Origin of the sequence: Micromonospora sp. WMMD754, from assembly GCF_049315235.1 — a bacterium.
Lineage (GTDB): Bacteria > Actinomycetota > Actinomycetes > Mycobacteriales > Micromonosporaceae > Micromonospora > Micromonospora sediminicola.
On sequence record NZ_CP186058.1, the window covers coordinates 273,696 to 293,560 of the forward strand.

The 19,865-nt window shown below is 75.2% G+C and carries 14 protein-coding genes and 1 pseudogene; 10 read left to right on the forward strand and 5 right to left on the reverse strand.

Going from position 1 to position 19,865, the window contains the following annotated elements; translation table 11 throughout:
- The first annotated feature begins 1,753 nt into the window (after positions 1-1,753).
- On the forward strand, positions 1,754-3,613 hold the full coding sequence (locus ACN27B_RS01245; RefSeq protein WP_422743093.1) for a WG repeat-containing protein: 1,860 nt from the start codon (positions 1,754-1,756) through the stop codon (positions 3,611-3,613).
- Between the two features lie 7 nt (positions 3,614-3,620).
- On the opposite strand, the gene ACN27B_RS01250 is transcribed toward ACN27B_RS01245, so the two are convergent.
- The gene (locus tag ACN27B_RS01250) at positions 3,621-4,100 is read right to left on the reverse strand and encodes a quercetin 2,3-dioxygenase (RefSeq protein ID WP_357961409.1); all 480 of its coding nucleotides are present in this window, start codon (positions 4,098-4,100) and stop codon (positions 3,621-3,623) included.
- 82 nt (positions 4,101-4,182) lie between these two features.
- Here ACN27B_RS01250 and ACN27B_RS01255 point away from each other — a divergent pair, with 82 nt between their 5' ends.
- Both ACN27B_RS01255 and ACN27B_RS01260 read left to right on the forward strand, forming a co-directional pair.
- Entirely contained in the window at positions 4,183-4,836 is a 654-nt protein-coding gene (locus ACN27B_RS01255; protein ID WP_099164221.1) for a TetR/AcrR family transcriptional regulator, read from the forward strand.
- Between the two features lie 44 nt (positions 4,837-4,880).
- Entirely contained in the window at positions 4,881-5,879 is a 999-nt protein-coding gene (locus tag ACN27B_RS01260) for an aldo/keto reductase family protein (RefSeq protein ID WP_099164220.1), read from the forward strand.
- Positions 5,880-5,924: 45 nt separating this feature from the next.
- Here the strand turns inward: ACN27B_RS01260 and ACN27B_RS01265 are convergent, their stop codons facing one another.
- The gene (locus ACN27B_RS01265; protein WP_099164219.1) at positions 5,925-6,722 is read right to left on the reverse strand and encodes a site-2 protease family protein; all 798 of its coding nucleotides are present in this window, start codon (positions 6,720-6,722) and stop codon (positions 5,925-5,927) included.
- Positions 6,719-6,919 (reverse strand): hypothetical protein, encoded by a 201-nt coding sequence (locus ACN27B_RS01270; protein ID WP_422743096.1) that lies wholly within the window; start codon positions 6,917-6,919, stop codon positions 6,719-6,721. The genes ACN27B_RS01265 and ACN27B_RS01270 overlap by 4 nt, the downstream gene beginning before the upstream one ends.
- Before the next feature lie 124 nt (positions 6,920-7,043).
- On the opposite strand from ACN27B_RS01270, the pseudogene ACN27B_RS01275 reads away from it, so the two are divergent.
- From ACN27B_RS01275 to ACN27B_RS01290, 4 genes and pseudogenes are all read left to right on the forward strand, one after another.
- A pseudogene (locus tag ACN27B_RS01275) lies at positions 7,044-8,342 on the forward strand (protein kinase domain-containing protein); the annotation flags it as partial.
- Positions 8,343-8,952: 610 nt separating this feature from the next.
- Positions 8,953-10,965, forward strand: a complete 2,013-nt coding sequence (locus tag ACN27B_RS01280) for a bifunctional adenosylcobinamide kinase/adenosylcobinamide-phosphate guanylyltransferase (protein ID WP_422743098.1) — start codon at positions 8,953-8,955, stop codon at positions 10,963-10,965.
- Positions 10,955-11,728 carry an adenosylcobinamide-GDP ribazoletransferase gene (locus ACN27B_RS01285; RefSeq protein ID WP_422743100.1) on the forward strand — a complete coding sequence of 258 codons (774 nt, stop codon included), beginning with the start codon at positions 10,955-10,957 and terminating at the stop codon, positions 11,726-11,728. Before ACN27B_RS01280 ends, ACN27B_RS01285 begins: the two co-directional genes overlap by 11 nt.
- A gap of 62 nt (positions 11,729-11,790) precedes the next feature.
- A complete protein-coding gene (locus tag ACN27B_RS01290) occupies positions 11,791-13,083 on the forward strand; it encodes a DUF2314 domain-containing protein (RefSeq protein WP_091573183.1) in 1,293 nt (430 codons plus the stop codon).
- A gap of 10 nt (positions 13,084-13,093) precedes the next feature.
- Here the strand turns inward: ACN27B_RS01290 and gcvT are convergent, their stop codons facing one another.
- Positions 13,094-14,218 (reverse strand): glycine cleavage system aminomethyltransferase GcvT, encoded by a 1,125-nt coding sequence (gene gcvT / locus ACN27B_RS01295; RefSeq protein WP_172967951.1) that lies wholly within the window; start codon positions 14,216-14,218, stop codon positions 13,094-13,096.
- A gap of 165 nt (positions 14,219-14,383) precedes the next feature.
- On the opposite strand from gcvT, the gene ACN27B_RS01300 reads away from it, so the two are divergent.
- A complete protein-coding gene (locus ACN27B_RS01300) occupies positions 14,384-15,952 on the forward strand; it encodes a leucyl aminopeptidase (RefSeq protein WP_099164216.1) in 1,569 nt (522 codons plus the stop codon).
- Positions 15,953-16,026: 74 nt separating this feature from the next.
- On the opposite strand, the gene ACN27B_RS01305 is transcribed toward ACN27B_RS01300, so the two are convergent.
- On the reverse strand, positions 16,027-16,356 hold the full coding sequence (locus tag ACN27B_RS01305; RefSeq protein ID WP_099164983.1) for a hypothetical protein: 330 nt from the start codon (positions 16,354-16,356) through the stop codon (positions 16,027-16,029).
- Between the two features lie 177 nt (positions 16,357-16,533).
- Here ACN27B_RS01305 and lpdA point away from each other — a divergent pair, with 177 nt between their 5' ends.
- The gene (lpdA, locus tag ACN27B_RS01310; protein ID WP_099164215.1) at positions 16,534-17,925 is read left to right on the forward strand and encodes a dihydrolipoyl dehydrogenase; all 1,392 of its coding nucleotides are present in this window, start codon (positions 16,534-16,536) and stop codon (positions 17,923-17,925) included.
- Positions 17,926-17,991: 66 nt separating this feature from the next.
- Complete coding sequence (gene sucB, locus ACN27B_RS01315) at positions 17,992-19,851, forward strand: 2-oxoglutarate dehydrogenase, E2 component, dihydrolipoamide succinyltransferase (protein WP_099164214.1); 1,860 nt, start codon at positions 17,992-17,994, stop codon at positions 19,849-19,851.
- Positions 19,852-19,865: the final 14 nt, after the last annotated feature.

Genomic DNA, 19,865 nt, shown 5'->3' on the forward strand with positions numbered 1-19,865 from the left:
GGGCCCGGTCACCGGGGCGCGCACCGACACGACCCACAGCACGGTCACCGGGGCCGGGACCGACGCCACCCACCGCACAGTCGCCGGGGCCGGGACCGGGACCGGGACGACCCGAGGCCCGGTCACCGAGGCCGGATCCGATACGACCCACAGCACGATCACCAAGGCCGGGACCGACACCGCCTCGGGACCGGAGCGGGGACCGGCCACCGGCCCCCAGGTCGGCACGACCGACCATCCCGGCTCCGCGGCGGCGTCCGAGCCGCGCGCCGCCGCCGACCTTCCGCCCGGCCCGGAAACACGGCCGACCCCGCCGACCCCGCCGATGGACAACGGTCAACCTCCGACCGGCACGAACGCCGACCGGGTCGAGGAGCGGCCGGGCCGAGCGCAGGACGGCCGAGCGGTCGAGGAACGGCCGGAACGGGCCGGCAGCGGGCATTCCCCGGCGGGGGCAGGTCCCGCACCGCAGGCTGCGGGCGCGGGCGCGGAAGCCTGGTTCCGACCGAACCGACCGACGGCCACCGGGGACCAGGAGGCGGGTACGCGACCTGCGGACCAGGACGCGACGGTCGCCGGGTCCGCCGCGGCCGAGTCGGGGCCCGCGGACAGCGCCGACCGTCCCGGAGCCGACCGACTGGTCGAGGCCGACACCCACCATGCCGCGGAGCCGGCGGGCCTCCCGCACTCCGGCGACCGCTACAGCGGGGCCACCGTCACCGGCGTCATCCGGGAGGCCGACCAGCCGGTGACCGCCGCGACGAGGCCGGCCACCCCCGCGCAGTCGGGCCGCCCCATGCACCCGGCCGACCCCGGGCACCCGGCCGACCCCATGACGCCCGCCGACTCCCCGAACCCGGCCGACCTCGGTCACCCGGCCGGGCCCGCCGGCTCCGTGAACCTGGCCGAAGCGACGAAGCCGGCCGACTCCGTACCGCCGCCCGCTCTCGCGCAGCCCGTCGCTTCCGTGGAGCCGGTCGACCTCGCGGAGCCGGCTGCCCCGTCCACCTCCACCGGCCGGGCCGGAGCAGCCGGCCCGGCCCCCGCCGCGGAGGCAACACCGGAGATCTTGGAAGATTCCGGCCCCCATGAGGGCCCTTTCCTTCCAAGATCTCGCGCGGGTGAGGAGGCGGGGGCGGAGGGGCGGCTGGTCGGCCTCCGTGGAGCGGTCGAGTCGGGGGCCGCCACCGGTGGAGCGGGCGAATCCGGCGTCGACGCCCGTGATCTCGTGGCGTCCGTCGACACGGCCGGGCGCACCGGATCGGCGACGTCCGGCGGTACCGCGAACGGGGTGGACCGGGCCATCGCACCGGCCCACCCGGGGCAGGCCGCGACCGAGCAGGCCGCCGAGTTGCTCGCCGCGACGGCGGACACCGCGACGGAACGGGCCGCAACGGACGGGGCCCTTGCGGAGCGGGCGAGCGCCGAGGACACCGGCCCGGAACCGAGCGTCACGGACTCGCCCGTCAGCGAGGCGGGCGTCCCGCAACCTCCGAAACCGAACGCCGCCGGGGTGGCAGCCGCCGTACCGGACTCCGCGACCACGGTCGAGGCCCTGCGGACCGACGCGTCCCGGCCCGGCGTGGAGCCACGGCCGCCGACGTCCGGGCCCGGCACGCCGAGCCCCACCGGGTATGACGGGACGACGACCGAACCGGTCCTCGGCGATGGGCCGCGCGTCACCTCCGCACCACCCGCTCCGGCGTCGGCACCCTCGCCGTCGCCAGCGGGCCCGGCGCCGACGCCCGCCTCGTTGGCCTCGGCCGGTGCCACCCGTTCCGAGAGCACCGACGCCCCCACAGCACCCATCGGCACCACCACGAACCAGAACGCCCCGACAGCGCCGACCAACACCACCACGAAACACGACACCCCGACGACACCGGCCAGCACCACCGCAGGCCAGGACACCCCGGCAACAGCGCCCGGCACCACCGCGAAGCAGAGCGACACCTCGACCGACGGGACCGACGCCGGCGCGGGGCGGAGCGACACCTCGACCGACGGGACCGACGCCGGCGCGGGGCGGAGCGACACCTCGACCGACGGGACCGACGCCGGCGCGGACCGGGGCGCGACCACGGCCGAGGTCGGCACCGCCGGGGCCTCGGCGCGTACCGAGGACGACGCGGTGAGCGGCGCGCCCGGCGGTGAGCCGGACGGGGTCCCGGCGGAGCCGGTGCGGGGCGACGCGGCGGCGGGTGAGGGACCGACCGTCGACGCCGGCTCGGGCGGGGCGGCGGATTCGGGTGCCCGGGAGGCGGGACCGGAGGCCGGGGCGTCCGCTCCCGAGCCGGAGCCGCCGGTCGACCCGGAGCAGGCACTGGCCGCCGTGGGGTGGCGGCTGCACCCGGGGACGCTGCGCGAGGAGGCCCCCGACCCGGACGAGTTGCGGCGGATCCGGGACGGTCTCACCGGCAAGCTCGACACCGCGTTGGACAACCGCAGCCGGGCCCGGCTGCTCAGCCTCCGGTCGGTGGCGTCCCGGGTCCTCGGGGACCTGGACGACGCGGTCGCCGACGCGCGGCTCGCCCTCACGTACGCGGAGGCCACCGGTGAGTTGCGGCGGACCGCGCTGGCCCGCGCCCGCCTCGCCGAGGTGCTGCGCTGGCGTGCGGAGCACGCGGAGGCCGACCGGCTCTTCGCCGAGGCCAACTCGCCGGAGCTGCCCGACCGGCTGCGCGCGTTGCTGCACGAGCACGCCGGGCGTTCCTGCTTCGACCAGGGCCGGCTGACCGAGGCGTGCCTGCACTTCGAGCGGGCGCTGGACATGCGGCAGGGCGAGGACGGGCCGCTCAACGCGCGTACCGTGGTCGCGCTGGACGCGGTGGCCGAGCGGGCCGCGGACGGCGGCTTCGGTCCGGCGCCGCGCAGCCGGGAGGAGATCCTGGGCACGCCGCGCTACCCGGTGCCGACGTTCGACGAGGAGCAGCAGCTCTGGGGGTACGCGGACGCCGACGGCGAGCTGGTCGTCGCCTACCGGTACGCGGAGGCCCAGCCGTTCCACGAGGGGCTGGCCTGGGTGCGTCGGCCGGAGGCGTCCCGCTGGGCGCTCATCGACGGCACCGGCGCGGCGCTGATCGAGGCGAACAACGGCTACCGGGCGGTGGGCCCGTTCTCCGAGGGACTGTCCTGGGTGTCCATGGACGGCAAGGGCCGGTGGATGGCCGTCGACCAGATGAACATCGTGAAGATCCCACCCGGGTACGAGGAGGCCCGGCCGTTCCGCAACGGGCTGGCGGCGGTCCGGCAGAACGGCGGCTGGGGTGCGGTGGACCGGACCGGGGCGGTGGTGGTGCCGACCCGCTACCACGGTCTGGGCACGTCGCTGGCCGACGGCCGGCACCTGGACGGCTTCACCTCCGACGGTCTGGCCGTGGTCGAGCTGGCCGGCCGCCGGGGCGTGGTGGACCGGGGCGGCCGGGTGGTGGTGGCGCCCGCGTACCCGACGCTGGTGGTGCACCCGGTGGCGTTCCTGGTCACCACCGAGTCGGGGCGGTGGGGCGCGTTGGACCGGCGCGGTGAGCCGCTGATCGATCCGGTGCACCGGGCCCGCGCGGAGGTCGCCGCCGAGATCGACCGGCTGCTCACCGACGCCAGCCCGGTGCTCTGACCCGGTCTCACGCCGTCGGCGGGGGCCCCAGCAGCTCGATGCCGTTGCGGGCGGCGGCGTGCCCGAGCGCGGCCGGGTCGACCGGGCCGGGGTCGGGCAGCCGGCGTTCCGGCGCGGGTACGCCGGCCTCGGCGGCGAACCGCTCGAACCCGGCGGGTGTGGTGATCTGGAGCGCGCGCAGCGGCTCGTCGGGGCCGACCACGAAGCTGTGCGCGATCCCCACCGGCAGCAGGACGAAGTCCCCGGGGCCGGCGGTGAGGCTCTGCCCGTCGCAGTGGAACCGGGCGGTGCCGGAGAGCACGTAGAACATCTCGTCCTCGACCTGGTGGCGGTGCAGCGGCGGGGCGAAGCCGGGCGGGTTGACGAACTCGGCGACGGTGAGCCGGTCCCGGGTGTGCCGGCCACCTGCCTTCACGGTGCACAGGCTGCCGAGGAACCAGTGGGCCTCGCCGTCGTCGGGGCCGAGCAGGTAGGGGCGGATGGACATGGGGGCCTCCCGGCTCTCCGATGGACAGGCGGATATTCGATAGCCAGCAGTCTGGTGAATATACGGTTAGTATCGCGACGTCATGGCTGGAGTCAAGGACGGAAAGCGCCCCTACCGCTCCCCGGTGCGCGAGGAGAACGCCCGCCGCACCCGGCAGGCGGTGGTGCGGGCCGCGACCGAGCTGTTCGTCGCACGCGGATACGCGGCGACGTCGCTGGCCGACGTGGCGGCCGAGGCCGGCGTCGCCCGGCCCACCGTGTTCGCCGCGTTCGGGTCCAAGGCCGCGCTGCTGCGGCAGGTGCTCGACGAGGCGCTCGCCGGGGACGACGAGCCGGTGCCGGTGGCCCGGCGTCAGTGGTTCCAACCGGTCTGGGAGGCGCCCGACCAGGGCGGGGTGCTCGACGCGTACGCCGGGGTCTGCACGCTCATCGGCCACCGCGCGGCCGGCGCGTTCGAGACCGTGCGCCGGGCCGCGGACGAGGCGCCGGAGGCGGCCGAGCTGTGGGAGACCCTGCTGCGCAACCGCCGGGCGGGCGCCCGGATGGTGGTCGACCGGCTGCTCACCCTGGACGGACCGCTGCGGCCGGACACCGACACCGAGCGTGCCGTGGACGGCCTGTGGTTCTACAACGACCCGGCGCACTACGCGGCGCTGGTGCACCGGTGCGGGTGGACCGAGGAGAGCTTCCGCCGGTGGCTCGGCGCCCGGATGCGGGACGCGCTGCTGCCGGCGTGAACGCCGCGCGGCACCGGCCGGCGGGCCGGACTAGGGTCGGAAGCATGGAATTCCGACACCTGGGCCGCTCCGGCCTGATGGTCAGCGAGATCTCGTACGGCAACTGGATCACCCACGGCTCGCAGGTCGAGGAGGAGGCCGCCGTCGCGTGCGTGCGGGCCGCCCTCGACAGCGGCATCACCACGTTCGACACCGCCGACGTCTACGCCGGCACCCGCGCCGAGTCGGTGCTCGGCCGCGCGCTCAAGGGCGAGCGTCGCGAGGGCCTGGAGATCTTCACCAAGGTGTACTGGCCGACCGGCCCGGGCCGCAACGACCGGGGCCTGTCCCGCAAGCACATCATGGAGTCGATCGACGGCTCGCTGCGCCGCCTGCAGACCGACCACGTCGACCTCTACCAGGCCCACCGCTACGACTACAGCACCCCGCTGGAGGAGACGATGGAGGCCTTCGCCGACGTCGTGCGCTCCGGCAAGGCGCACTACATCGGCGTCTCGGAGTGGAAGGCGTCGCAGCTGCGCGAGGCCCACGCGCTCGCCCGTGAGCTGCGCATCCCGCTGATCTCCAACCAGCCGCAGTACTCGATGCTGTGGCGGGTCATCGAGACCGAGGTCGTCCCGGCCAGCGAGGAGCTGGGCATCGGCCAGATCGTCTGGTCGCCGATGGCCCAGGGCGTGCTCTCCGGCAAGTACCTGCCGGGTCAGCCGCCGCCGGCCGGCTCGCGCGCCACCGACGAGAAGTCCGGCGCCGACTTCATCGCCAAGTGGCTCACCGACGACGTGCTCACCCGGGTGCAGAAGCTCAAGCCCCTGGCCGAGCAGGCCGGGCTGACCATGCCGCAGCTCGCCATCGCCTGGGTGTTGCAGAACCCGAACGTCGCCTCCGCCATCATCGGCGCGTCCCGGCCCGAGCAGGTGCACGACAACGTCAAGGCGGCCGGCGTGAAGCTCGACGCCGAGCTGCTCAAGGCGATCGACGAGATCGTCGAGCCGGTCACCGAGCGGGACCCGGCGCAGACCGAGAGCCCGGCCCAGCGTCCGTGACGCCCGGTCCCGGGCCGGCGGTCACCGTCGGCCCGGGACGGCGCGTCAGCCCTGCCAGAAGCGGATCAGGTAGAACCCGAGCTGGTACAGCTCCCGGGGCAGGCCGAGCGCCTCGCCGACGGCGAAGACCCCGCCGAAGAACACCCGGTTGATCTGCGGGCTCCACAGCAGCGCGAAGAGCAGGATGAATCCGTACGGGGCGAACAGGTCGTACATCCGCCGGTAGGCGGGGCTGAGCCAGGGCTGGAGCATGTTGCCGCCGTCCAGGCCCGGCACCGGCAGCAGGTTGAGCACGCTGGCGGTGAGCTGGAGGAACGCGAGCAGCCCGACGCCGGCCCAGAACTCCAGCGGCCCGCCCAGGTCGGGCCCCCAGGTCAGCGCCGCCACCAGCACCAGCGTGAACAGCACGTTGGTGGCCGGCCCGGCCAGGCTGACCAGGGAGTGCCGCAGCCGGCCGGGAATGGCGTGCCGGTCCACCCAGACCGCCCCGCCGGGCAGGCCGATGCCGCCGAGCAGCACCACGACCACCGGCAGCACGATCGACAGCAGCGGGCTGGTGTACTTCAGCGGGTTGAGCGTCAGGTAGCCGCGGTGCGCGATGTCCCGGTCGCCGGCCCGGTAGGCGATCACGGCGTGGGCGTACTCGTGCAGGCAGAGCGACACCAGCCAGCCCGACACCACGAAGAGGAACACGTCGAACCGGACGTTGCCGTACCGGTTCCAGGTCATCACCCCGGCGGCCACGAAGAGCGCGACCAGCGCCAGGAAGATCGGGCTGGGCCGGAACGCCGCCCGGGGGACCCCGAGCACCAGCGGGTCGCCCGGGCGGTCGTAGCCGGTCATTCGGCCGGGGGCTGCAGGCTCATCCGGTATTCCACCCGGTCGTCCTCGACCAGTGAGACGGTGGTGACGCCGGACGTCGCGAGCTCCCGCCAGGTCTGGCCGACCCAGGACTCGGCGTCCGCCTGATTCGGGAACGACTCAGCCGGCCCGTCGACCGCTTCGCCGTTCGTGCCCTCGTACCGCCAGCTCCACGCCATGCCGCGTCTCCCCTCGCCGCCGTCGCCCCGTGGGACGCCAAACCCCCGCAAGCCTAGTCGGCCCGCCGCGCGACGGCCCGCCGCCACATGGATCATGCCGGTCGCCGGCCGGTACGGTGTCGCGGTGCTGACTTCGGGAGTGGTGCTCAGCGAGCGGTACCGGCTGGACGAACGCGTCGCCACCGGCGGCATGGGCGCCGTGTGGAGGTGCACCGACACGCTCCTGGACCGGGCCGTCGCGGTGAAGGTGCTGCTGCCGTCGCTGGTCGCGGACCCGGAGTTCACCACCCGGTTCCACGCCGAGGCCCGGATGCTGGCCGCGCTGCGCCACCCCGGCATCGTGCAGGTGCACGACTTCGGCTCGGCCGTGCTCGCCGACGGCAGCCAGGTCAGCTACCTGGTGATGGAGTACGTCGACGGCCAGCCGCTGTCGAGCTGGGTGCGGCAGGCCGGCCGGCTCGACCCGGCGTCCACCATGTCGGTGGTGGGGCAGGCCGCGCAGGCGCTGCACGCCGCCCACCTCGCCGGCATCGTGCACCGCGACGTGAAGCCGGGCAACCTGCTGGTGAAGCGGGACGGCACGGTGGTGCTCGTCGACTTCGGCATCGCCCGGGCCAGCACCATGGCCGGCATCACCGCCGCCCACATGGTGCTCGGCACCGCCTCGTACATGTCCCCGGAGCAGGCCGCCGGCCAGCCCGTCTCGCCGGTCACCGACGTGTACGCGCTCGGCGCGGTGGCGTACTTCTGCCTGGCCGGCCGCCCGCCCTTCGACGGCGACAACCCGCTGCAGGTGGCGATGCGGCACGTGCAGGACGAGCCGCCGCCGCTGCCGCCGACCACGCCCCCGGCGGTGGTCGAGGTGGTCCGACGCGCGCTGGCGAAGAGCCCACGCGACCGCTTCCCGACCGGGCTGGCCCTGGCCGAGGGCGCGCGGGACGCCCGGGACGCCACGCTGGCCGTCGTGCCGGTCCCGCCGCGCCCGCCGTGGGCGGTGAGCGGCCCCGCCGAACCAGGCCCGGCGTCCGCGCCGGCCGATCTCCCGAGCCCGGCGTCCGCGCCGATCGGCCCCCCGAACCCGGCGTCCGCGCCGACCGGCCTCCCGGGCCGGGGTACGGGCGGCGCGTTCCCGTCGCCCCGAGCGGGCGACCCGTACCCGAGGTCCGGCCCGGGTGGCCCCTCGTCGGCGGGGTCGGACCAGGGGCCGGCGACGCGGGAGGAGCCGGCGCGACGCGGGCGGCGGGCGGTGGCGCTGGCCGGCGCGGCCGGTGTGGTCCTGGTCGCGGTGCTGGTCGCGGTGGCCGTGACGGCGGTGCGCTCCCCCGACGAGCCGGGTCCGGGGCCCGGCCCGACCGCGGTGGCCGGGGAGTCGGCGGTCGCCGATCCGGTGGCGCCGACGACGGCCGACGCCGGCCCGGTGACGCCGAGCCCGAGCCGTGCGGGGCGGCCCGGCCGGTCCCCGTCGGCCACGCCGAGCCGCACCGCCGCGCCACCGAGCGAACCGGCGCCGAGCACCGGCGCCCCCGCCCCGACGAGCGGCCCGCCGGCGGCGCCGAAGGCGAACCCGTACACCGCGACGCAGGTGTGCGGCAGCGGCTACCAGGTGATCGATTCGGCCACGTTGACCGCCGGCGGGATCCGGCAGGGGCGGGTCTACCTGCTCTACCGCGCCGCGTCCGGCACCAACTGCGTGGTGACGCTCAAGGACGCCGACGTCGGCCGGGTGACCACGGTGACCACGTACCTGGAGGTCCAGGGCAGGGCCCGGCAGACCCAGAGCGGCGGCTACCAGTACTACGCCGGCCCGGTCCGGGCCACCGCCGCCGGCGTCTGCGTGAAGTGGGGCGGCTCCACCCCCGGAGCCACCTACGCGAGCCCCTTCGAACACTGCGACTGACCCCGCGCCCGCGATCGTGCGGTTGCCGCCCCGACAGAACCACCATTTCCGGCATCCCGAGGGCCGCAACCGCAAGATCGACGCGGGGAGGGGGCGGGGAGGGGCGGGGTGCGGGCGGGAGAACTAAGGTACGGGCATGTCCGTTGACGGGTGGCACACCCTCCTCGTGCTCGGCGGTATCCGCTCCGGCAAGTCCGAGTTCGCCGAGTCACTGGTCGCCGACGCGCCCACGGTCCGATACGTGGCCACCGCCCCCGCCGGGGAGCCGGAGGACACCGAGTGGGCGGGCCGCCTCGCGGCGCACCGCGCCCGCCGGCCGGGGAGCTGGACCACCGAGGAGACCGCGGCGGATCCGGGCCGGCTGGCTGAGCTGATCACCGCCGCCGGCCCGAACGACACAGTGCTCGTGGACGACCTCGGCGGCTGGGTCACCGTGCTGCTCGACCCGGCCCACCAGCCGGCCGACGACACCGCCACCGTCGCCGAGCTGGCCGCCGCGGTCCGCGCGAGCCAGGCGCGGCTGGTGCTGGTCAGCCCGGAGGTCGGCCTGTCGCTGGTGCCCACCACGCCGCTGGGCCGGGCGTTCACCGACGCGCTGGGCGCGACCAACCGGGCGGTCGCCGACGCCTGCGACGCGGTCGCGCTCGTGGTGGCCGGCCAGACCGCCTGGCTCAAGCCGCCCACCCCGGCCGCCGCCGCCCCGGCGACGCCCGGGTCCACCCCGGCGGCGCGGCCGGCGGCACCGGGAAGCCGCGGAGCCACGCCGGCGGAACCGACGACCGGCCCGGGAACGGCCGAGTCCCGCCCGGCCGACCGGCCCTGGGCTCCGTCCACCGCCTCCACGCCGGACCCGGGCGGTCGGGCCGTGCCGGACGTGGCGCTGCCCGAGGTGCTCACCCCGACCGCCGCGCCGGTGCCCACCCCGGGGCAGGGCGGGACGTCCGGCGCGGGCGACTGGGCGGCCCCCACCATGGCATTGCCGATGATCGCCACCGGGCTGGTCATCCAGCCCGGCATGGAACTGCCGATGCCGGACGACTACACCGGCCCGCAGGCGGTCGACCGGCTCGCCACGCTCGACGTCCCCGGCGCCGGGCTCGGCGTGCTGGAGCAGGTGGTCGGCTTCGCCGCCGCCACCCAGGGCACCGCCACCCCGCGCCCGTGGGACGCCGTCCGGGTGCTGCTGCTGCACGGCGACCACGACGGCGGCGCATCGGCCGGGGCGGCGCCCGGCGAGTCGGCCCGCCGCGCCCGGCAGGCCCGCGCCGGGCGGGGCGCGCTGGCCCGGCTGGCCGCCGAGAACGGCGCCAGCCTCCAGGTCGTCGAGGCACCCACCTCGGCGCCGTTCGAGGACGGTCCGGCGCTCCCCGCCGACCAGGTGGAGGCGGCGCTGCGCTACGGCTGGCGCCTGGCCGAGCAGGCCGCCGACGCCGGCGTACAACTGCTGGTGCTGGCGGCGTGCGGGGCCGGCGCCGAGGCGGCGGCCGCCGCGGTGCTGGCGGCCACGGCCGGCGCGGAACCGCCGGCCGTGCTCGGCCGGGTGGTGAACGAGCAGGGCGAGATCGACGACGCGGCCTGGATGGTCCGCTGCGCGGCCGTCCGGGACGCGCTGCACCGCACCCGGCGCTCGCCCCGCGAGGCGCACGACATCCTGTCCGAGCTGGGCGGCGGCGACATCGCGATGGCCACCGGCGTGCTGCTCGGCGCCACCGCCCGACGGGTCCCGGTGCTGCTGGACGGCCCGGTCGGCACCGCCGCCGGGATGGTCAGCCGCGACCTGGCCGGGCAGGCCCGGCACTGGTGCCTGCTGCCCGACCACGGCGGCCGTCCCGGGGTGCGGCTCGCCGCCGACGTCCTCGGCCTGACGCCGCTGCTGGACCTGCGCCTCGACCTGGGCGAGGGGGCGACCGCGTTGGCCGCCCTGCCGCTGCTGCGCTCGGCGTTGACGCTGGCCGCCACCCTGCCGGTGCACCCGTCACTCGGCGGCGGCGCGGAGGACGAGAGCTTCGCGGAGCCCGAGCCGGCCGGACCGGGACCGACCACGACCGGCGCGGACGAACCGGACTTCGCCGAACCGGAGCCGGCCGGACCGGGACCGACCACGACCGGCGCGGACGAACCGGTCCTCCCCGGCCGACGTGCCGACTGAGGCCCGGCTCGCCGACGGCGTCCGGCTGGCGCTGACCACGTTCACCACCGCGCCGCTGCGCGCCGGCCCGGTCGACCGGGCCACCGCCGGCACCGCGATGGCCCTGGCCCCGGCGGTCGGCGCGCTGCTCGGCGCGCTGCTCGGCGGGGTGCTGCTGCTCGCCGGCGCCGTCACCCCGCCGCTGGTCGCCGCCGGGCTCACCGTCGGGCTGGGCGCGCTGCTCACCCGGGGCCTGCACCTGGACGGGCTGGCCGACACCGTGGACGCGCTCGGCTCCTACCGCCGCGGCGCGGCCGCTCTGAAGATCATGAAACAGCCGGACGTCGGCCCGTTCGGGGTGGTCGCGCTGGTGCTCGTCCTCCTGCTCCAGACCGCGGTGCTCGCGGAGCTGGTCGGGCGGGACGCGGTCGCGGCGCTCGCCGCGGTGGTCGCGGCCACCGCGGCCGGACGGCTGGGGGTGACGCTGGCCTGTCGCCGCGGGGTGCCGGCGGCCCGACCGGAGGGCCTGGGCGCGCTGGTGGCCGGCACCGTGGGGTGGGTGGCGCCGACCGTCGGCGCGCTCGCCGTGGCGCTGCTGGCCGCGCCCGCCGCGCCGGGCCGCCCGTGGCAGGGGCCGCTCGCCGTGCTCGGCGCGCTCGCCGTCGCGGCCGGGCTCCTGCGACACCTGGTACGCCGCTTCGGCGGGATCACCGGCGACGTCCTCGGCGCCCTCGTGGAGATCGTCACCACGCTGTCCTACCTGGGACTGGTCCTGACCGGCTGATCGCCACCCGGTCGGACGGGTAGCGTTCGGGTTGGTGCACCGGCGCGGTCGAGGGGGACGACATGCTCATCACGGACGACTTCCTGCCCGTACCGGTGCCCGAGTCGCTCGACGCGACCTATCTGGTGCCGATCGCCGGGCTGCCCCGGGTCAGCCCGAAGACCGCGGTGGAGGGTCTGGCCGGCCGGCTCGCCGAGCCGGTGCACGGGCTGGCGAAGCAGATGCTGGACAGCCCTCTGATGAGCGTGGACACGCGCACCGTCGACGAGTTCCCGGAGCTGCCGCCGGACCTGCTCAGCGCGTTCGGCGCCACCGACGAGCAGTTGGCCCGGCTGGCCGCCGCCACCCACCTGGTGGTGGTGCAGGCCGAGTACCGGCCGGGCTGGCCGCCGGCGCACGAGTGGGCGGCCCGGGCGGTGGCCGCGGCGGTCGCCGAAACGGTCGGCGGGGACGTGGTGGACGTCTTCGGGCTCCAGTTCCTCGACCCGGCGGCCGCGCTGCGCTCGCTGCCCGACGAGCACGGCCGGATCCGGCTGGTCGACTGGGTGCTGGTGCCCTACTCCTCGGACGCCGACGGGCTCTGGTTCACCACCAAGGGGCTGCGCCGGTTCGGGCTGCTGGAGTTGCAGGCCCAGGGCGTGCCGGACCACCTCACCCGGGCCTGGGGCGCGGTGATGACCGGGGCGGCCCGGCGGCTGCTGCGGGACTGGACCGACGGGCTGGCCGGCGAGGAGGTGCCGGCGTTCGTGCAGCTGCCGGTGCTGGCCACGGTGACCGGGCACGACATCGCGGTCGCGTACGGCAATCCGGAGCAGCACGGCGCGACGGCGCCGGTGCTGCTGCGGTTGGAGCTGGACCCGGCCACCGACCCGGACGCCGACTCGTTCCTGAGCCTCAACCCGCCGCCCGGGCACCCGGGCCCGCCCGGGCGCTACTTCGCCGCCGCCTGCGCGACGCTGTTCAACGGCATCCAGCCGGACGTCCGCTACACCCGCACCGGCGACGCGATGAGCCGGGCGGTGGCCACCGCCCGCGCCTCGCTCGGCGACATCCGGGCCCGGTTCCTGGCCGGCCGGCTGCCCGACGAGAGCCAGCTCGTGGTCAAGTACGGCCTGCCCGGTGACGAGGGCCCCGAGTACGTCTGGGCCGGGGTGACCTCCTGGGAGGTCCCGGAGCGGATCGTCGGCGCCAGCGCCAGCGACGCCAACACCGACCCCGGCGTGCGGATCGGCTCGCCGGTGGTGGTGGAGGCGTCGGACGTGGTCGACTGGGCCGTGCTGGACGGCACCGGCGTGCTGGAGGGCGGCTGGACGCAGGCCGTCCTCGACGCCGGCGAGCGCCTCGCCGAGGACTGACCCGCGCGGTTCAGCGGACGGACGGCTGGACGAACGGGGGCTTCGTCAGGCGCATCCGGGCCCGCCGGCCGCGGATGTCGACCTCCAGCTCCTCGCCGTCGGGCAGCTTCGGGTCCGTGGCGACCAGCGCCAGTGCGACGCCGTGCTTGAGCGTCGGGCTGAACGTGCCGCTGGTGACGACGCCGACCTGCGTGTCGCCGGCGTACACGGCCATGCCGGGACGCGGGATGGCCCGGTCGACGGCGGCGAGGCCGCGCAGCGTACGGGCCGGGCCGGCGGCCTTCTCGGCGCGCAGCGCGTCCCGGCCCCAGAAGGCCGGCTTGTCCCAGCCCACCGCCCAGCCGGAACGGCCCTGCACCGGGGTGATCTCCGGGGAGAGGTCCTGCCCGTGCAGCGGGTAGCCCATCTCGGTGCGCAGTGTGTCCCGGGCGGCCAGGCCGCAGGCGCGCACGTCGTCGGCGGCGGCGAGCAGCGCGTCCCAGACCGCGACCGCGTGCTCGGCGGGCACGACCAGCTCGTAGCCCAGCTCGCCGGTGTAGCCGGTGCGGCAGACGGTCAGCTCCACGCCGGCCAGCGTGGCGGTGGAGAAGCTCATGTACTCGTGCCCGGTGGGCAGGCCGAGCCCGTCGAGCAGCTCCGCCGACCGCGGGCCCTGGACCGCGAGCACGGCGTACGCCTCGTGCTCGTCGGTGACGGTCACGCCGTCCGGCGCGGCGGCGCGCAACCGGCGGGCCACCTCGGCGGTGTTGGCCGCGTTCGGCACCAGGAAGACGTGGTCGTCGGCGTGCAGGTAGGCGATGATGTCGTCCACCACGCCGCCGGTGGCGTCGTCGCAGCAGAGCGTGTACTGCGCCTTTCCGGGCGCGATCCGGCCGAGGTCGTTGGTCAGGCAGGCGTTGACGAAGTCGGCGGCGCCCGGCCCGGTGACCCGGACCTTGCCCAGGTGCGAGACGTCGAACACGCCCACAGCGGTCCGCACCGCCGTGTGCTCCTTGAGCACGCCGCCGCCGGCGTACTCCAGCGGCATCTGCCAGCCCCCGAAGGGGGCGAACTTCGCGCCGAGCGCGGTGTGTCGCTCGTGCAGCGGGGAGCGGCGCAGCCGGGTCTCGGCGGCGTCGGAGGTCACCTCGGTCATGGGTGGCAACTTACCGGCCCGGACCGGGCTGGTTAGCATCGGCGGGATCCCGTCGACGTCCATCGGCGGGACAGCCACGCCTCCGACGGGTAGGTTGCCGCCGGAGAGACCTTCACCGCCGGTACGCGACGACGCGGCCGGCCCGGCCCGCCCGGAGTAGCTTTCGTGACATCGCCCCGCACCACCCTCAGCCTGGTCGACACCGACCCCGCCGAACTCGCCGTCGACGCGATCGTGATCGGCGTGCACAGCCAGACCACCGAGCCGGGCAGCGGCGCACCCGCCCACGCCCTGCTGCTGGCCAGCGGCGCGGAGAGCATCGCCGCCGCGTTCGACGGCAAGCTGACCGAGACGCTGGCCCTGCTCGGCGCGACCGGTGGCCCCGGCGAGGTGATCAAGCTGGCCACGCTGGGCACGGTGACCGCACCGGTGGTCGCCGCCGTCGGGCTCGGCCCGGAGCCCTCCGGCGCCGCCCCCGGGCCCGAGTCGCTGCGCCGCGCCGCCGGCGCCGCGGTCCGGGCGCTGGCCGGCGCCGCGCGCGTCGCGCTCGCCCTGCCGCTGCCCGACGACGCCGACGCGCCGGCCGCGCTGCGCGCGGTCGCCGAGGGCGCGCTGCTCGGCGGCTACCGGTTCGCCGGCTACAAGACCAAGCCGCAGCCGACCCGGCGGGAGCCGGTGGCCGAGGTGCTGGTCGCGGTGCCGGACGCGGCCGACGCGACCGCCCAGGCCGAGGTCACCCGCGCGCAGGCGGTGGCCGGCGCGGTGCGGACCAGCCGGGACTGGGTGAACACCGCGCCGAACGAGCTGCGTCCCCCGGCGTTCGCCGACGTCGTCTCCGCCGCCGCCCGCGAGGCGGGGCTGGAGGTCGAGGTGCTGGACGAGGCGGCGCTGGCCGCCGGCGGCTACGGCGGCATCCTCGCGGTCGGCCAGGGCTCGGAGGCCCCGCCGCGGCTGGTGAAGCTCACCTACACCCCCGCGGGTGGCGGCAACGGCAAGCGGGTCGCGCTCGTCGGCAAGGGCATCACGTTCGACACCGGCGGCATCTCGATCAAGCCGGCGCAGGGCATGTGGGAGATGAAGTCGGACATGGCCGGCGCGGCGGCGGTCGGCGCGGCCATGCTGGCGGTCGCGGCGCTCAAGCCGTCGGTGACGGTCACCGGTTACCTGCCGATGGCCGAGAACATGCCGTCGGGCACCAGCTACCGGCCGGGCGACGTGATCAGCATGTACAACGGCAAGAAGGTGGAGGTGCTCAACACCGACGCCGAGGGCCGGATGGTGCTGGCCGACGCCATCGCCCGGGCGTGCGAGGACGGCGCCGACTACCTGTTCGAGACGTCGACGCTGACCGGCGGCCAGGTGGTCGCGCTGGGCAAGCGGATCGCCGGCGTGATGGGCACCCCGGAGCTGTGCGAGCGGGTCCGGGTGGCCGGTGACGCGACCGGCGAGCCGGCCTGGCCGATGCCGCTGCCGGACGACGTGCGCAAGGGCATGGAGTCCGACGTCGCGGACATCTCGCAGGTCAACGCCGGGATGGACCGGGCCGGGCACATGCTGCAGGGCGGCGTGTTCCTGCGTGAGTTCGTCACCGACGACGTGGCCTGGGCGCACATCGACATCGCCGGGCCGGGCTACCACTCGGGCGAGGCGACCGGCTACTGGACCAAGGGCGGCACCGGCGTGCCGGTGCGCACCCTGCTCCACCTGGTGGACGACGTCGCCGCCAACGGCTGACGTGCAAGGAAGGGCCCCTTCTTAACGCCTGGCGTTGTAGAAGGGGCCCTTCTTAACACCTGGGCTCAGGTAGCTCAGTACAGCTCGGGCCGGCGCTTGCGGCGCTCGTTGTAGTCGCGCATCCGCTGCGGGTAGCCCATCAGCCGCACGTCGTAGATCGGGATGGCGATCTTGTGGGCCCACCGCCGGGCCTCGTCCGGGCTGCCGACCCGCCGACGGGTCCACTCGCCGTCGTCGGCGATCAGCATCACGGTGGTCTCGGTGACCGTCGTCCGCGGTTCCAGGAACGCCTCGACGCCCCGGCGGGTGCGGACGAAGTTCTCAAGGTGGTCCAGATCGGCGCGGTCGGCGGCCCGGTCGCGGCTCACCGCGGCCACCCGCTTGCGTCGTCGGAACAGCGCCACCGGACCCACTCCTCCCCCGGACGTCATCGAAGACGATGCCAAGGGTACGTGTCGCCGACGTGTCGTTGGGCACCTCGGTACGCGCTCGGTCCGTGGTGGTGACAAGATGACCGAGGTGGGGTGTGCCTGTTACTCCGCCGTAACCCCCGATGCAGTGACGCGACCTGGGAGTTGGATGTGAGCGAGCCGAACGACACGACCTTCGACATCGTCATCCTCGGAGGTGGTAGCGGCGGCTACGCGACCGCCCTGCGCGCCGTCCAGCTCGGCCTGACGGTCGCGCTGATCGAGAAGGGCAAGCTCGGCGGGACCTGCCTGCACAACGGGTGCATCCCGACCAAGGCGCTGCTGCACGCCGCCGAGATCGCCGACCAGACCCGCGAGTCCGAGCAGTTCGGCGTGAAGGCCGAGCTGGTCGGCATCGACATGGCGGCCGTCAACTCGTACAAGGACGGCGTGATCTCCCGGCTGTACAAGGGCCTTCAGGGCATGCTCAAGAGCAACAAGGCGATCACCATCGTCGAGGGCCACGGCAAGCTGGTCGGCAAGAACGTCGTCGAGGTCGACGGCAAGCGCTACACCGGCCGCAACATCGTGCTGGCCTCCGGCTCGTACGCGAAGAGCCTGCCCGGCCTGGAGGTCGACGGCGAGCGGATCATCACCAGCGACCACGCGCTGACCCTGGACCGCGTCCCGGCGTCGGCGATCGTGCTCGGCGGCGGCGTGATCGGCGTCGAGTTCGCCAGCGTCTGGAAGTCCTTCGGCGTGGACGTGACCATCGTCGAGGCGCTGCCCCGCCTGGTCGCCGCCGAGGACGAGGAGTCGTCGAAGGCGCTGGAGCGGGCGTTCCGCAAGCGGAAGATCAACTTCAAGGTCGGCAAGCCGTTCGAGAAGGTCGAGAAGACCGACAACGGCGTCAAGCTGACGATCTCCGGTGGCGACACGGTCGAGGCCGAGCTGCTGCTGGTCGCCGTGGGCCGCGGCCCGAACACCGCCAACCTCGGCTACGAGGAGCAGGGCGTCAAGATGGACCGCGGCTACGTGCTGACCGACGAGCGGCTGCGCACCAGCGTGCCGAACGTCTACGCGGTCGGCGACATCGTGCCCGGCCTCCAGCTCGCGCACCGCGGCTTCCAGCAGGGCATCTTCGTCGCCGAGGAGATCGCCGGGAAGACCCCGGCCGTGATCGACGAGGCCGGCATCCCGCGCGTCACCTACTGCGACCCGGAGCTGGCGTCGGTCGGGCTGACCGAGGCGAAGGCCAAGGAGCAGTACGGCGCCGACAAGGTCAAGACCTACAACTACAACCTGGGCGGCAACGGCAAGAGCCAGATCCTCAAGACCGCCGGCCACGTGAAGCTGGTCCGGGTGGACGACGGCCCGGTGGTCGGCGTGCACATGGTCGGCGCCCGGGTGGGTGAGCTGATCGGCGAGGCCCAGCTCATCTACAACTGGGAGGCCTACCCGGCCGAGGTGGCGCAGCTCGTGCACGCCCACCCGACCCAGAACGAGGCCCTGGGCGAGGCGCACCTGGCCCTGGCCGGCAAGCCGCTGCACGCGCACGCCTGACACGACAACCGCGGCGTCCGGCGACGGGCGATGATCCCACCAGGGGAATGAAGGAGTCTGGAGAACATGCCGGTATCGGTCACCATGCCCCGGCTCGGCGAGAGCGTCACCGAGGGCACCGTCACGCGCTGGCTCAAGCAGGAGGGTGACACCGTCGAGGTCGACGAGCCCCTGCTGGAGGTGTCGACCGACAAGGTCGACACCGAGATCCCGTCGCCCGCGGCGGGCGTGCTGAGCCGGATCGTGGTCGGCGAGGACGAGACCGCCGAGGTCGGCAGCGAGCTGGCCGTCATCGCCGGTGAGGGCGAGGACGCGGGCGCGGCCCCCACCGAGAAGGCCGAGCCGGCCACCGAGCCGACGGCCGCCGCCGAGGGCACCGGCCCGGAGCCGGAGCAGCAGGCCGAGCAGGCCGCCGCCGAGCCGGGCGCCGAGGCCGAGCAGCCGGCCGTCGAGGAGCCGGCCCAGCCCGCCGCGTCGTCGGGCGAGGGCACCCCGGTGACCATGCCGGCCCTGGGTGAGAGCGTCACCGAGGGTACGGTCACCCGCTGGCTCAAGCAGGTCGGCGAGACCGTCGAGGTGGACGAGCCGCTGCTGGAGGTCTCCACCGACAAGGTCGACACCGAGATCCCGTCGCCGGTCGCCGGCACGCTGCAGGAGATCAAGGTCGCCGAGGACGAGACCGCCGACGTCGGCGCCGTGCTGGCGATCGTCGGGGCGGCCGGCGCCGCGCCGGCCCAGCCGAAGGCGGAGCCGAAGCCCGAGCCCAAGGCGGAGGCGAAGCCCGAGCCGAAGCCGGAGCCCAAGGCCGAGCCGAAGCCGGAGCCGAAGGTCGAGGAGCCGACCCCGGGTCTGTCCTACAACGAGCCGTCCGCCGAGGCGGAGACGGCCGCGCAGCCGGCCAAGGCCGAGCAGGCCGCCCAGCCGGCCGCGCCGACCGCCACCCCGCAGCGCCCGACCGCCCCGGCCCAGGGCGGCGGCGAGGAGGCCGCCGGCTACGTGACGCCGCTGGTCCGCAAGCTCGCCGCCGAGCACGGCGTCGACCTGGGCTCGGTCAACGGCACCGGCGTGGGTGGCCGGATCCGCAAGCAGGACGTGCTGGAGGCGGCCGAGAAGGCGAAGGCCGCCACGGCCGCGCCGGCCGCCGCCGAGCCCGCCGCCGCGAAGGCGCCGGCCCAGCCGGCCGCCAAGCCGGAGCCGAGCGCCAAGCGGGGCACCACGGAGAAGCTGCCGCGGATCCGGGCCACCATCGCCAAGCGGATGCAGCAGTCGCTGCACGAGACGGCGCAGCTGACCACGGTCGTCGAGGTCGACGTCACCAAGGTCGCCAAGCTGCGGGCCCGGGCCAAGGACTCGTTCCAGGCCAAGCACGGCGTGAAGCTGTCCTTCCTGCCGTTCTTCGCCCTGGCCGCGATCGAGGCGCTGCAGACCCACCCGATCATCCAGGCCAGCATGGACCTGGAGGGCGGCACGATCACCTACCCGGCCGCCGAGCACCTGGGCATCGCGGTGGACACCGAGCGCGGCCTGCTCGTGCCGGTCATCCACAACGCCGGTGACCTCAACATGGGCGGCATCGCCAAGCGGATCGCCGACCTGGCCGAGCGCACCCGGGCCAACAAGATCACTCCGGACGAGATGGCCGGCGCGACGTTCACGCTGACCAACACCGGCAGCCGGGGCGCCCTCTTCGACACCCCGATCGTGCCGTCGCCGCAGTCGGCGATGCTCGGCACGGGTGCCGTGGTGAAGCGTCCGGTCGTGGTCAACGACCCGGAGCTGGGCGAGGTCATCGCGGTGCGGTCGATGGTCTACCTGGCCATGTCGTACGACCACCGCCTGATCGACGGCGCCGACGCCGCCCGCTTCCTGACCTCGGTCAAGGAGCGGCTGGAGGCCGGCAACTTCGAGGCCGAGCTGGGTCTCTGACGTTCGACAGCGGA